General features: G+C 44.2%; 7 protein-coding genes. 5 read left to right on the top strand and 2 right to left on the bottom strand.

Going from position 1 to position 15,187, the window contains the following annotated elements:
* Positions 1-161: 161 nt before the first annotated feature.
* The 4 genes from EDD68_RS14885 to EDD68_RS14870 all read left to right on the top strand — a co-directional run bounded on the left by EDD68_RS14885 (position 162) and on the right by EDD68_RS14870 (position 12,727).
* Entirely contained in the window at positions 162-953 is a 792-nt protein-coding gene (locus EDD68_RS14885) for a hypothetical protein (protein WP_207902600.1), read from the top strand.
* A 16-nt stretch (positions 954-969) separates the two neighbouring features.
* Positions 970-2,220, top strand: coding sequence for a hypothetical protein (locus tag EDD68_RS14880; protein ID WP_132373247.1), 1,251 nt, complete (start codon positions 970-972; stop codon positions 2,218-2,220).
* A 389-nt stretch (positions 2,221-2,609) separates the two neighbouring features.
* Positions 2,610-11,693 carry a carboxypeptidase regulatory-like domain-containing protein gene (locus EDD68_RS14875; RefSeq protein ID WP_165902211.1) on the top strand — a complete coding sequence of 3,028 codons (9,084 nt, stop codon included), beginning with the start codon at positions 2,610-2,612 and terminating at the stop codon, positions 11,691-11,693.
* Positions 11,694-12,115: 422 nt separating this feature from the next.
* Positions 12,116-12,727, top strand: coding sequence for a kinase (locus EDD68_RS14870; RefSeq protein WP_132373249.1), 612 nt, complete (start codon positions 12,116-12,118; stop codon positions 12,725-12,727).
* A 73-nt stretch (positions 12,728-12,800) separates the two neighbouring features.
* On the opposite strand, the gene EDD68_RS14865 is transcribed toward EDD68_RS14870, so the two are convergent.
* Positions 12,801-13,712, bottom strand: a complete 912-nt coding sequence (locus tag EDD68_RS14865; RefSeq protein ID WP_132373243.1) for a cation diffusion facilitator family transporter — start codon at positions 13,710-13,712, stop codon at positions 12,801-12,803.
* Positions 13,713-13,730: 18 nt separating this feature from the next.
* Positions 13,731-14,045, bottom strand: a complete 315-nt coding sequence (locus EDD68_RS14860; protein ID WP_132373241.1) for an ArsR/SmtB family transcription factor — start codon at positions 14,043-14,045, stop codon at positions 13,731-13,733.
* Between the two features lie 280 nt (positions 14,046-14,325).
* On the opposite strand from EDD68_RS14860, the gene cbpB reads away from it, so the two are divergent.
* Entirely contained in the window at positions 14,326-14,763 is a 438-nt protein-coding gene (gene cbpB / locus EDD68_RS14855) for a cyclic-di-AMP-binding protein CbpB (protein WP_132373239.1), read from the top strand.
* Positions 14,764-15,187: the final 424 nt, after the last annotated feature.

Genomic DNA, 15,187 nt, shown 5'->3' with positions numbered 1-15,187 from the left:
ATGCGTATTCGCATGGAATGTCAGCAACCAGCCTAGCATTTGAAAGCAATCATACGATAGAGGAAGAATCAAGCACATTTTGTTGCGGAGAACCCATTGTTTCTAAATATGGTAAAATGAAGGTGTATTTGCAAAATATTGTAGTATAGCGGGATGATATGATGAAGTATGCGATTTCGGTAACAGATATAAATAGAGCGGAAGAAATTGAAGCAAATGGTCGGAAAATAATCGAGAAGGTTGAGCAGTATGGTCGATCATTACAGAAATTAACATCCTATGAGGAGCCGAGGGGTTATGTGTTTCACGATTGGTCATCTGCGACGGAAATCTATTCAACCATTCCTCTACCTGCTTATACATCCAGGGATTTAATCCATATTACCCCGTTACTGGATGTATGGAAAACGATATTTTTAGATTCTGCAGGGGACGTGGTTCAGGCGATTGACTATTCCCGTCAGTTAGACCTTGACGATATCGCTGTTATTGCTGCACATGAACTGACCCATCATGCCGATCTGTTTCATGATGATTTTGATGAAATAGATGAAGAAAATATGTGGTTCGAGGAGGGGATGTGTTTTTATTTGCCAAGAAGGTTCATGTTGTCACGTGAAAAATTTGATTCCATTATGGAAGTAGAGCAATACCTGATAGAAGCTTATAGACATAAATATGGGGAGTATACCTTAAACCGGTTTGGCGCATGCGGCTACAGGGGAGGACAGAACCAGGAATATTCTGCAGCTTTTTATGATTACTGGAGAAGCACCAGGGTCATTTACATGCTTGTGGAACATTTTTTTGACCGGGATATAAGTGGATTAATCGGTGTCTATCAAAAATGGACAGATCATAAAACATCGATCCCACTGCATCAATATTTGAAGGAAACCTTCAATTTATCCCGGAAGGAAGCACAATCTCTCTGGCTGAGTGAAAAAGGTTAAGATTGGAGGAGTCTGGATGAATTCAAAAGTAAAGGAAAGGATGGAACAAATAAAAGAACGGTACGGACTCGACAAGTATCGCTTTCATTCTTATGACATTTACCGGTATGTCACTGCCCATTGTGAAACCGAATATATTTTGTCAACAGAATGGATTCCTGATCATGAAGAAGGTGTTCGGGATGGGGAAACCTTACCTGAGGGAGCGGCTGTTGTTGAAGTCAATCTTCATTCGGACAAATTGAAACGGCTGGTTTTTGTGGAAGGCAAGTCCTTTGCAGAACCGACTGGCATCAATCCGGAAGAGATCGAAGAAGTCATAAGCTGGATTGAAGAGCTGACGGGACTCATACATAACCAACAATTTCACCTAAAAAGTCAATCTGGTTCATCGTACGTGTTTCAAGAGTGTCTGAACGGTGTTCGTGTATATGGTGGAGGGACGATTGAAGTAACCTTTAATTCTGAGGGTGAACTCGTCCTGTTTTCCGTAACAGGATCATACCCGGATGAAGATCTTGTCCAGAAGGAACCTTTCACCCTTCAATTAGAAGAAGTCCTGGATATAGCTTATGAGCAGTTTCAATATTTTGAATATCCCATGATTAAACGAAAACAGTGGATTCCGCTATATGGTCTGAAAGAGGCCGTATTGATCACCAATCAGGAAAAAAACCTGTTTGTCCCGGACGATCAGTCCTGTATACAAATGGATGAGCTTCTGTCCTGGGATACTCCGATTCAACAGCCGTTTACGAGTCGAAAAAGTGTCCTTGAACCTCATTTTTCCTTTGAACAGGCGGTTGCCCGTGAGCCTCATCCAGATTTAACCCCGTTGACAGACAACGAAAGACAAGAATGCCTGGTTTCCGTAACAGATGTGATGCGGGAGGCATTTTCAGACGAATCAGGAAAATGGAAACTGGTGAAACTGTACCGGGACAGAGGAAATATTACAGCTGTGGTGAAACCCGTTCAGCCAGATCGGAAACTGTTTAGCCGCAAGATTATCATGATTATCGACCCGGAAACGTTTTCCGTACTCCATTACATGGACACAGGGGCCTTTCAGCAGGCATATGAAGACTTTGAACATGTTCCATCCCCGAAGATGACAATCGAGGAAGCATGGAAAAAGGTAAAGCCGGAACTGGAACTCAAGCCGGTATACGTTTATCATCGAGATGAACAGCAATATATTTTGTGCGGGAAAATCGATTGTTCCTCTGCCGTCGATGTCAGTACCGGTGACATCATCAAGTTTTAATGCGGAAGGGGTTTCAAAAATCATCTTTGATGGATGGCACAGTCAGGTTGTTTTCAGCATAAACCATCTTCTGGCCGATATTACAGTAGTCTTATTTTCTATCCTTCATGCGCTGCAACTTTTTTACCAATCCCCCAATTTTATACATTACCAATGGCTTAATTCCTTCGATCATAGAAGGAATTTTTTTATGGTTTAAGAATGATAAACATTCAAATAACTTGAATGGCTCCGGATTCTTCTGGATCAAACGTCAGGCCCATCAAGCTGCTTCGGTCCCGCTGTAACGGCGGAAAGCTTTCAGAGATTTTTTGTTTTCAGGGTTAAGTGCAGGCGTATATGTTTTTTGCGATGGTTTCTATCCCAAAAAGGATCATGGAGGGGTGATGATGATTAAGAAATATCAAAGGAAGAGACTGCTGTCGATCGTTTCTAGCATGCTCATATTTTTTTCTGCGCTATTTCATCCGGGATGGATGATTCAAACGAATGCGAATGACGAGAATGAAAAGCCATCCGAGCTTCAAATCGAAAAAGAACGTGAGCAAATGGCATTAAATGAAGAATCCGTATCAGAAAAATCTTCAGACGAGCTCGCCTCATTACTCTCAGGAATCGGTTTTGAACCGGCACTTCAAAATTCGAAAGCTCCTAAGAAAACCAACTCCCCGCCAAAAGTAGACGAAAAGATTACCCAACAGTTAGATGAAAACAAACCGGTCGATGTCATTATCCAATTAAAAGAGCAGGAAAACTTTCATGCACTTTATAAAGAAAGCAAAGGCAAAACGAGAGCAGAACGGGCTAAACTTGTGAAAGAAGCCTTAGAATCCAGAGCAAAGGCTTCCCAGAAAGGAATCAAACAGGCATTAGAAGCTCTTGAGAAACAGGGGAACGCAAAGGTTAAAAAGGAATTATGGATTAATAATAGTATCGTTGCGACCGTTGACCAAAAAGCACTGGAAGAATTACAACAGCGCGATGATATCAAAGAGATCAGACTGGATGAAGTTGTAAAACTTCCTGACATTACGGTCGAGGATGCCGATCCCCGGCTGCCGGAATGGGGGCTGGAAAAGATTAAAGCTCCGCAGGTATGGGGAGAATACGGCATGAAGGGAGAAGGAATAGTTGTCGGTATTATGGATACAGGTGTGGATGGTGAACATGAAGCACTGAGGCACAATTATCGCGGTCGTGATGGAGAACATCAATATTCGTGGATCGACCTTTCCGGACATGGATATGAAACCCCAACGGACGGCAATGGTCATGGGACTCATGTGGCCGGGACTGCTGTAGGCGGTGGAGAAGGAGAACCGATTGGGGTGGCTCCGGAGGCGGAATGGATAGCTGCGAAAATTTTTAATGACAGTGGATCAACCACCCTGTCTGCCATTCACGAAGCCTTTCAATGGTTTATTGCCCCTGGCGGTGATCCATCGAAAGCCCCGCATGTAGTCAATAACTCATGGGGAAATTCAAATACGTACAATCTAGAATTCTATGAGGATGTCCAGGCCTGGATTTCGGCCGGTATTTTCCCCCTATTTGCAGCAGGCAATGATGGTCCCGGTTCGGAGACCATCGGCTCACCTGCCAGTTTGATAGAATCTTTTGCCGTAGGGGCAACGGATCGTTATGACCAGGTAGCCTCCTTTTCCAGCAGAGGTCCGGTCTACTGGGAAGATGAAAATGGGGATATGGTCCGTCATATTAAGCCGGATATTGCTGCTCCAGGTCATGAAATCTATTCGGCGTGGCCAACCAAGCTGGATCAGGGGAACTATCGCACCATCAGCGGGACCTCCATGGCAACGCCTCATGTTGCCGGTTCCATTGCCTTACTGTTAAGCGCAAATCCGGATTTAACGATTGATGAAATAGCCGAATTGCTGAAGCGGACAGCAAGAACGGAAGATCATATGGGAGAAATGCCTAACTCGTTATATGGTTCCGGTATTGTCAATGTGTATCAGACGGTAACGGAAGCGGCGTTTGCCGGGGAGTTAAGGGGAAGTCTGGAGAATGAAGCCGGGGAACCTGTTTCCGGACAGATTGTCATAGATGAGCTGGATGTAGTGATTGAGGCAGGAAATGACGGGAATTTTTCTTATGCCATCAGAGAAGGAACGTATGGTGTGGTCGTTCAGTCTTTTGGTTATGAGGATTGGCAGACGACCATTTCCATTGAAAAAGACGAGGTTACAGAGGTGAGCTGGCAGCTTCAGAAAGCCGAAAGCTATACCGTAAGCGGAACCGTAACGGACAGCGAAAACGGTGAAGGAATTCCCTATGCCTTTATTCGCGTGAAGGATACTCCTCTGCAAACGTTTCGTACAAATTCGTACGGGGAATTCGAAATCACTGGATTGCCGGCTGGCACATATGAATGGCACATATCAGGGGAAGGGATTGATGGAACAACCGAAACGATTCAAGTAAAGGATCATCTCGACGTAAACATTCAGGTTGAAAAAATTTCAGTGGAAAAGAATCGGAGCTGGCCGACTGCCAATCATAGTTATCAACGAAATGCCCTTTCACCGAATAGTATTGATGTGGAACATCTGGAGAACAGCTGGTCCTATCAGACGGAATCAAAAGGACAACTATTATTTTCCAGTCCAGCAGTTGATGGCCAGATGGCTGTTTTCACCACAGATCGGGGCTGGGTAGTGGCAGTGAATGTCCAGACGGGGGAAGAACGATGGAGCATCCGACTTGGCAGCACGAATCGCTCCAGTCCGACTATACACGATGGGACCGTTTATCTGTCAGGAGGAGAAGATCAGCACATTTATGCACTGGATCTGAATACAGGCCGTACGATCTGGAGCACGGACATTGGCCAGCCTGCCATCTATGAATCACCGGTGGTCAGGGATGGAAAAGTATATGTTGCTTCAGGAATAGAAGAGAATGCTTCCATTCATGCTTTGCATGCGGAAACGGGTGATCTCATCTGGACAACCGAATTGGGTGCATCTTCCTTTTCAGGACCTGCTGCAGGGGAAGAACATCTGTACGTGGGAACTTATGATAACCAGACGTTGCGGGCGATTCAACCGGAAGACGGATCGGTGGTGTGGGAATATCAGCCGGAAGAAAATGAGGGTTTTTCATCCCACCCGGTCTATCATAATGGGATTGTATATATTCTTAGCACGAATTTTAACACTGAGACAGGAACGCTGCATGCCGTTCAGGCGTCTGATGGAAAACGGCTCTGGAAAACGGCAGGGATCGGGGATTCCCAGGCGGCATCTCCGGTCATTTATGGGGATATGATCATCGCCGGTTCAGCCAGTCAGCCTTTACTCAGGGCGTTTGATCTGGTGACCGGGGAGGAACGATGGAGTAGCCAGGCTGTTGGAACAGTATTAAATAATGGAGCAGTATCTAGTAATGGGATTTTGTTTATCGCGAATACCAATGGCTCATTTTTCGCTGTGGATGTTTATAGTGGAGACGTACTTTACGAAGAAACCCTGCCCAATTATAGCAGTTCCTCGCCTATCATTTTGCCAGGAATGGTACTGGTTCCTCATTTAGATGGACTGGAAGGTTACACTGCTCCCGGAATATTAACCGGTACAGTTAGCGATGAATCAGGCGAGCCCCTTGAAGCGGTGTTAACGGTTGAGGAAACCGGACAAACGGTAAAAGCAAGTGAAGACGGCAGCTTTACATTGCTCCAGACACCGGGCACATTTAACGTGAACGTTTCCCGATATGGATATAAACAAGTGACAGAAGAGGTTACGTTTGTTTCAGGATATGGTGAAGAGAGACACTATACATTGCCGGCAGCTGAAACAGGATCATTATCGATCCAGGTCAAAGCTGAAAAACATGATCAGCCATTAGATAATGTTTCGGTTAAACTCATGGATACCCCAATTGAAGGTACGACTGATCAAAACGGAACCTTTGTATCACCTTCCGTATACGAGGGGACGTATGAGGTTTCACTGGAGCTGAGCGGATTTCAACCATTTACAGAAAGGATTACCGTTGAAAAAGAGACAGAGAACACATTTACATTCTACTTAAAATCCTATCATGTCGCCGTTTTAAATGATTATGAATCAGAAATTACCGAATTCCTCAGTTTAAACGGTTATGCAGCTGAAGAGCGGGACTGGGATATCATTGAGGATATTGGCCGATATGAAATCGTATATGTGAATGGGGCGTATTCGACAGATGGATGGAAGCCCGATGAAGAAATTTTTCAAGAGCTAGTCAATGCGGCAAACGAAGAACAGGTCAGTCTCATTTTTGCAGATACATGGGGAAGCAGCTATGGGTCCATTCATCATTTAGTCGATTATTTTGAAGACCCGCAGGAGGTCATGCATGATTACTCATCAGGTACCGTGCTGATGCGGGTAGACGAGGAGCACCCCATTTTTAGCGGATATCAGAAAGGAGATTATTTAACACTGATCGGCCGCAGCGGCGATTTTGCATGGTTCAGCCAGTATTCCGGAAGGGAACTGGCCAGCATCGGGTCATCTGAACTCGGTTTCGTCGGAACGGGTGTCGCGTATAAACCGGTTACGGAAAATAGTGCCCATTTACTCCTTTCCGCCCATGCAGCATCTCCATGGACGTCACCTTTCCAGGGCTGGATGCAGGATGCACAAAACATACTCCTGAATAGCATCGATTATTTACTGAACGCAGAGTTCGGGAAAGTGACCGGTACGGTTAAAAATGAGGAAAACGAAACGCTGGATGCGACCATTGAAGTGGCGGATACCGGTTATGTTTTTAAAAATCAAGGAACGATTCATTTTTATCATGATGAAGGAACCTATACACTAACCATTCGGGCGCCCGGTTACGAAACAGAAACGGTCGAAGTGGAAGTAGCACACGGAAGTCCTGTTGAGTTAGACATGACCCTTACATCGACAAATGGGGGTTCCATGATCGGCACGGTGACTGATGCGTTGACGGATCAGCCTCTTGCGGATGCAACGGTAACCCTTCATCAGGGTGATGAAATTGTCAAAGAAGTGGTTACAGGAGAACACGGGCGGTATGAGATGTTGGATCTGGACGAAGGAAACTACGAACTGCGGGCAGTGAAAGACGGGTATATCCAGGAATCCTTTGATGTGGAAATCCGTTCTGTACCGAATGAGCAGAATATACAATTGACTCCAATTCCTGATATTGCCGTGCTGGATGATTATTATGCTGATGAACGGAACTTTGCCAGTGTGTTCAGAGAAGCAGGGATGGCAGTAGAGGAAGTTTCCTCGTATGACGTGCTGGATCGGCTGGATGAATTTGATGTTCTGTTTATAAATGGATTAGGCTACGGATTACGGGACAATGTAGCGGAACTGTTTGAACGGGCGGATGAGGCCAGGACGAGTCTGGTATTTGGGGAAACGCTTTATTCGTCATCGCCACTGAATCAGCTCGTTGAATTTAGGGGAGATCCTTCTAGCCGGCATACGGCAGACCATAACTCCAGTGCAGGTTATGTAGTAACAGAGGAGCATCCGATTTTTGCAGATGCTGCAGAAGGAGAATTTATTGAAATTCTTGTTCCATCCAACAGCCGAATTGGTTACTTTGAAGGATATAGCGGCTATTCACTGGCCAGTATGAAACATCGGGATGGAGAAGAAGCATACGGCCCCGGTTTAGCATATAAACCGAGAACCGAAAGCAGCATGGAAGTATTGCTCGGCGGATACGGATTTACGTTTTCCCACCATGCTGATCATTACACTGAAAAAGGGAAACAACTCTTGATTGATACAGTAGTCTGGGCTGCCCATAAAGAGTTTCCGGTTATAGAGGGAACGGTTACGGATCCGGAAGGAAATCCTCTCGATGCAACGATCGAGGTAGTCGGAGAATCGTACCATACAACGACCGATGAACAGGGACAGTTCTCCATCGCTCTCCCAGAGGGTGATTATGAGATAAATGTTAAATCCTTCGGCTATGAATCGGTGACACTTCCGGCTGCTGCCAGGTTTAATGGGGGACCGTTAGCCATCCAGATGGAAGTACATCCGGATGCTGGTTCGATTCAAGGCATCGTACAAAATGAACAGGACGGAAATGCCATTTCCGACGTGGAGATTGAACTGGAAGGTCATTCGAGAGGAACATCTACGAATACACAGGGCGCATTTCAAATGGATCGGATTGAACCAGGGGAATATACATTGATGTTTTCAAAAGATGAATATGTGATGAAAAAAGTGGATATCGAACTTGAGCCGGGACAGCAGCTGGAGTTGACTGTGGACATGAAGCCTTCACCCCTTGTCGGAATCATTGTTGACAATCAGTCCAACGATGCAACCTTAGCCGACTATTTAGAAGAACGCGGATACCGAACTACAGATCTTTTCTATACGGATGTTGATCGGTTAAAAGATCTTGACCTGGTCATCGTCAATGCAGATTACAACCGCGACCTGGAGCCGAATGAAGAGGAGTTTTCGGCTTTCCTGAAGGCCATAGACGAAGAGAAACTGTCTGTCATCTGGACAGGCCATGTAAACGGCCGGGGAGGCATCCGTTTCCTGCATGAATTTGAACATAATCCGGCTTATGAACGCCAGGGCACCCGGGAAGATATCGTGATTCAGGCAGGACAAGACCATCCGATTACAGCAGGAATAAATCAGGATGAAACCTATCCTTTGAAAAATCGATTGGATTACTATTATGCTTTCGATGAATATGATGGACAGACTGTGGTAACCCTTGAACATCCGGAAGAAGGCCACATCGGGGATATGGTGGCTTATAAAGGACGGACCAGCGAATCGGTGGAAGTGTTATTGGCAAATATGACATTTGGTTATTATTACAACCCTGATGCTCCGGATTATTTTGATCCGGTCCGTGAACGGTTGCTGAACAATGCGATTTTATGGGCTCTGGATCATGAAGAACCTCTGGCAGCCGATCTCTATGGAACCATTACGAATCATCTTGGCCATCCCGTACAGGGAAGTGTCACCGTGGCAGAGACAGGAAAACAAATGGAATCCGACGGAAATGGAGAATTCTACCTCGGTCTGCAGGAAGGCACCTATACACTTCAGATCGAAGCTTTTGGTCATGACTCCAGGGAATTTACGGTGACCGTTGAAAACGGGGAAGTCTATCATGAAACTTTTGAACTGCCGTCCCATGAGCTGGGATTGCTAACAGGAACCGTTCTGGATGGACAGACGGAACAACCGGTTGAAGGAGCAAGCGTTTCAGTAGTCGGAACCCCAATAACTGCCGAAACCGATGAATCCGGTCATTTCCAGCTGTCGGTCCCAGCGGGTGCGTACGATCTCCAGGCAAAAGCACCCGGTTACACGAGTCAAATCCTATCCGATGTGACGATTCATCACGATGAAGAAACCAGTGTCACATTTTACATGGAGGAATCTGAAAAAATTGCCGTTGTGACCCAGTCATACAATCAATACCGATTTGAGAGCATTCTGAATGAATACGGATATGAAGCAGATTTTATAGATGGTACTGAGCTGGAAGAGCTTACTGGACAACTGGAAGAATACGCACTGGTCATCTATAATCATTCATCTTATCAGGTCACCGATGAGGTATTTGAACAATTTGTAGAAAAGGCGGATCAACAGGAAGTCAGTATCATATTTGCTTCTCAATACGGAGGAGGAACCATCAAAGATTTAAGGGATGTATATGGCAATCCAGAAAGTGTGACTTCCGGTTATGTGCCCGGGCATATCAATATTCAAGTGTTGCAGGATCATCCGCTTTTTGAAGGAATTCCTGGAGATGAGTTCAGGGTATTAGATAAAGGTTCAAGCAATCAGCAGTATGCCGTTTATGACGGATACAGTGGCACTACCATAGGAGCCATTTCCCATGATGAACAGGGTGTATTGGGTGACGGAATCGGCTATGAATTCCGCACGGCCAACAGTGTTCATCTGCTTCTGTCCGGGTTCCAGATTGGCAGCTATTCGGATCCAGAAACGAACTGGACAGCAGAAGCCAAACGATTTTACAATAATGCGATTAACTGGGCCATCCATGCGAGTCTTGGTGAGATTAGAGGGGTCATAACCGATGAAGAAGGGAATCCGGTTGCAAATGCAACGGTTTCCATACCTGGTGCAGATGTGGAGACGGTGACGAATGCCCGTGGGGAATATCGGATCGGTATTGGCAGTGGAACCTATGAGGTACATGTGCAGGCAAGGGGATATCATGAAACGACTCAAACGGTCACCATTAAAACAGAGGGAGATACAGCTGAATTGAACTTTACGCTTACAGCGATTGAAGGTACCTCCATGACAGGTACGGTAACAGATCAGGAAACAGACGAGGTGATTTCCGGGGCGACCGTTTCCCTGTATGTGAAAGGGGAAGAAGAGCCCATGGACACTGTAGAAACGGATGCCAGTGGCACATTTTCTTTTGAAAAACTTTTGCCTGATGAATACGTGCTGGAAGTCGCTGCCGATGGATATATGAATAGCCGTAAAGAAACAGTCGTTGAAGAAGAACCCGTATCCATTCATATAGGATTAAACCAAATAAAAGTGGCGGTAATCGGGGATCACAACAACCAAATTGTCAATCTCCTGAATGAACATGAACTTTATGCCGAAGAACGGAACTGGGATGTGACGCAGGAGGCATCGAACTATGAGTTGATCGTCATAAATGCAAAGGACGGAACAGAAGAAGAAGTCAACGAGATCCTGGAAGTCACCGATAAAAATGAAATGAGTGTCGTTTTCCTCGGTACCTGGGGCGTAAACGAAGGGTCGATTCCGCTGTTAGAAAGAGCGACTGGCTATCCTTCCCTTGATGAGCACGGCTACAATGAAGGAGAAGTCATCATCGAAGTTCAGCATTCAAATCATCCGATTTTTGAAGGATTGCCGGATTCCTTTGTCATCCACGGAGAAAAGAGTCCGTATTCAACCTTTACAGATTATCCGGGACCAGGTCTGGCTGAGCTTTCAGTAGATGGTGAAAAGAAAGGTACGGCCATCTCTTATGAATTCCGGAGTCAATCATCCATCCACTTGCTTTTGTCTTCATTTGCCGTTAACAACATGATTGCCCCGGATTATGGATGGACGGATGAGGCGAAAACATTATTTGTACAGGCACTGAACTTTGCCATGAATGCAGAACAGTCGGAACCAGATGTGCCGATATGGGATGAATCAAGAATCCGTACAGATGAAAAAACAGTAACCCTGACAGGAAAAGCTGATCCATTTACAACCGTGCACGTTTATGAAACAAAGGGAAATGAGAGCATTTTCCTCGGATCCGTAACAAGCAACGCGCAGGGAGTGTTCGAGTTTACATCAGAGTTTGAAAACGGCAATCACTTCCTGTACGTAGAAGCAGAAAATTTTGCCGGAGTATCTGAATGGAGCGACCGTCTGCAGCTGATTATCACTGGTCAAAAGAAAGAATAGAAGAGTCATCTTCAGGGTGTCTGCGTACCAAAAAGGTGGACACCCTGACTGATTAAAAAGAGTGATCACCGAAAGTACCATTTATAGTAAACTAAAATAAGTAACATGTTCCATTTTTCAATATAGGGAACTCGGACAGAGAAGGTAAACCAATTGGTTATGAATGCCTCTAAGGCTGTTATCCTTTTTTCTATCACCTAACCATCACCATCGATCGAATTCCGGATAAAAACGCACTTGCAGCAACTGGGATCAAGCTGCCTGGATTTTGGATAAAGATGAAATGTTGTAACATGAAGAGGGAAAAGAAAAAGTATTTCATATATGCAGATGATCGTATAAAATCCTTTCAGAACGTGTAAAACCAATAAAAGAAAGTTGTGAACTTAATGGAGCTGCATAAGAAATTAGCCATTGACCTTATGAATAAGTATAAAACAAAGGTAAGGAATCGCCCCTTTATTGTGGGCATTGACGGACTCAGCGGTGCAGGAAAAACGACATTCGTAAATAAACTTGCAGCGGAACTTCGAGCCCAGCATATGGAGCCAGTCATTTTTCACATCGATGATCATATTGTGGAAAGAGAAAAACGGTACCATACGGGATACGAAGAATGGTTTGAGTACTATTTTCTACAGTGGGATGTAGATTTACTGACTTCTTGTTTATTTGAAACATTACACCATTCCAGCAGGTTGACTCTTCCCTTTTATGATAAAACCACGGATACAATTGCCAGTAAACGGGTCACCGTTACAAATAAAAATCTTGTGTTAATCGAAGGAATCTTTTTATTGAGAGAAGAGTGGTGGCCTTTGTTTGATTACAGGATTTTTTTAGATTGTCCCAGGGAAATCAGACTGAAAAGGGTACTTAAACGGGAAAAATTAAAGGAAAATCAGGAACCAACCATGCAAAAGTATAAAAGAAGATACTGGCCCGGGGAAGATTATTATTTGCGTCAAGAACAACCTGCCGAAAAAGCGGATCAGGTATATGATACGTCTGGAGTGATATCGGATCATGTATAGAAACCGGTGACAAAAAAGAAAGTTCAATTTTGATACAAATCGAAACGTGCCCACATGCATGCGGGCACGTTTTTTAATTACAGCAATCATCGTGATGATGCAGCCGGAGTTGTTTTCCTTCGATTTGAATGGTCGTGTGTTCAATCTGAAATTTTTCTTTTAGCATCCGGTTGGCCTGTTCTAAAATTTGGTCCCGGTCTGACTCATTTTCGACGACCAGATGGCAGCTCATGGCCGGAAAGTCAGGGGTAATGGACCAGATGTGGAGATCATGAACATCACATACTTCCGGAAGTTCCATTAAAGATTGTTTTAGTTTTGTCAGGGAGATATGTTCCGGTTTTCCTTCCATTAAAACATGATAGGAATCCTTTGTGACACGAATTCCACTGATGAGAACGAGGATGGCCACAACTATACTTGCAACAGGGTCTGCGATGTTCCAGTTATAGAGATAAATCAAGAGTCCCGCTAATATTGCACCAATGGAACCGAGAAGATCCCCGAGGACATGAAGGAAAGCACTGCGTAAATTCAGGTTTTCCCGGTCCCCTTGCATCAATATCCAGGCGACGATGATGTTCACAACAAGACCAATGACAGCGATGACCATCATGGCAGAACTGACTTCCGGCGGTTCCAGAAAACGTTTCATTCCTTCATAGACAATCAACAGGGCAATACCAATGAGCGTGATGCCGTTGATGAAGGCTGCCAGAATTTCAAAACGTCTGTATCCGTATGTTTTCCGGTTGTTGGGATCACGGGTTCCGATCCAAAAAGCAAACAGGCTGAGTCCAAGTGCTGCCGCATCACTGAGCATGTGGCCGGCATCCGACAACAAAGCGAGAGAATTGGTGAATAGTCCACCCACAAATTCAATCACCATAAAGGTAAAAATGAGGATAAAACTCCAGAATAAAGCGTTTTTGTTTTCGCTTTTAACATGGTGCTGACCGTGGGGATGACTGTGGTTATGTGCCAATGGGTTCACTCCTTTCTGTTAATGGTGACGGGCGTGGTCAATGGTTTCGTTTAATATTTTCATCACATGTTCGTCATCCGGGGAGTAGTAGTACGTAGTTTTTTCCCTTTTGTATTTGACCAGTCGTAAATTTTTCAGGAACCTTAGCTGGTGGGAAACGGTGGATTGTTTTAAATCCAGTTTCCCGGCAATTTCATTCACGCTGCATTCTTTCTGGGACAGCAAATGCAGGATGCGGATTCTGGTTGGATCACAAAGTGCTTTAAAGGTCTGGGACACGAGAAAAAGAGTTTCTTCATCAAGGTTCTTAATAGGCTGTTGTTTCGTGTTCATCTTTCTTCACCTTCTTTATGATTAATATATGAATATATGCTCATATAATATCATAAAGAGCAGAGAAATCAAAAAATTTTCAACAGATGACTGGCCCCCTGAAAACATTTTTTCTATCCTGATCATAAAGATATATAATGATCTTTTTACAAGATATTTCTTTCTTTCCAGATCCGATCTTCTCATATTATTTTTAAGGCAACTATGTTAAAATAAATGTGGAATCACTCTAGGGAAGGTTGACTCCAAAGGGTTGTCATTAAAGGAGTGAGAAGTGAACATGCTAAGTGTACAAAATACAGAATTGCAGGATATGACAGTAGAACAATTAATGATTCCGGCTGAAAAAGTAGCTCATGTTCAGCGTCAAAATCCCCTTGAACATGCGCTGCTTGTACTGGTGAAATCAGGATACTCAGCAGTTCCTGTTCTCGATGCCAGTTTTCGGTTTCAGGGAATCATCAGCAAGACAATGATCCTGGATCACATTTTAGGGATCGAACGGTTTGAAGTTGAAAAACTTTCAGCTGCAACAGTAAAAGATGTGATGGATCAGGATGTGCCAACGATTCGTAAAAAAGATCATTTTACAAAAGGTTTAAAGTCTGTCATTAATCATCCTTTTATTTGTGTAGTTGATGAAAATGATTTGTTTGATGGAATTTTAACTAGACGAGTCATTTTGAAACAGATCAATCGTTATCTTCACGAAAAATAGGTGCCTGTCATCGATCGAATTTTTTCGTATGAGTTCGATTGACCAATATGAATATAAAAGGTTGTTTAAATCTTAAAACCCTTGCGAACATGGCAAGGGTCTTATTGTTTTTACAGGTTCAAAAGGTTATTCGCCATGAGACTTCGAGAAGGTGCTGAATCTATCAGAAAAGGCTTTTTGACATGAGGGAAGTCATCCAGTTGATTTCGTTGTTTTCGGTTGAGACCTTTACGCTCACACCAGGTCTCCACATAGTATCTTCAACCTTCCTTTAGCGTCAGGACAAAGGCAATATGAAATGGAGGCATTCAATCCATATTTCCATTAATGAGGTTCTCCGCAACAAAATGTGCTTGATTCTTCCTCTATCGTATGATTGCTTTCAAATGCTAGGCTGGTTGCTGACATTCCATGCGAATACGCA

This window comes from Melghiribacillus thermohalophilus (assembly GCF_004342905.1).
Taxonomy (GTDB): Bacteria; Bacillota; Bacilli; order Bacillales; family Alkalibacillaceae; genus Melghiribacillus; species Melghiribacillus thermohalophilus.
Note: the sequence above shows the minus strand (reverse complement) of the source record. Positions and strands in the feature narration are given on the sequence as shown.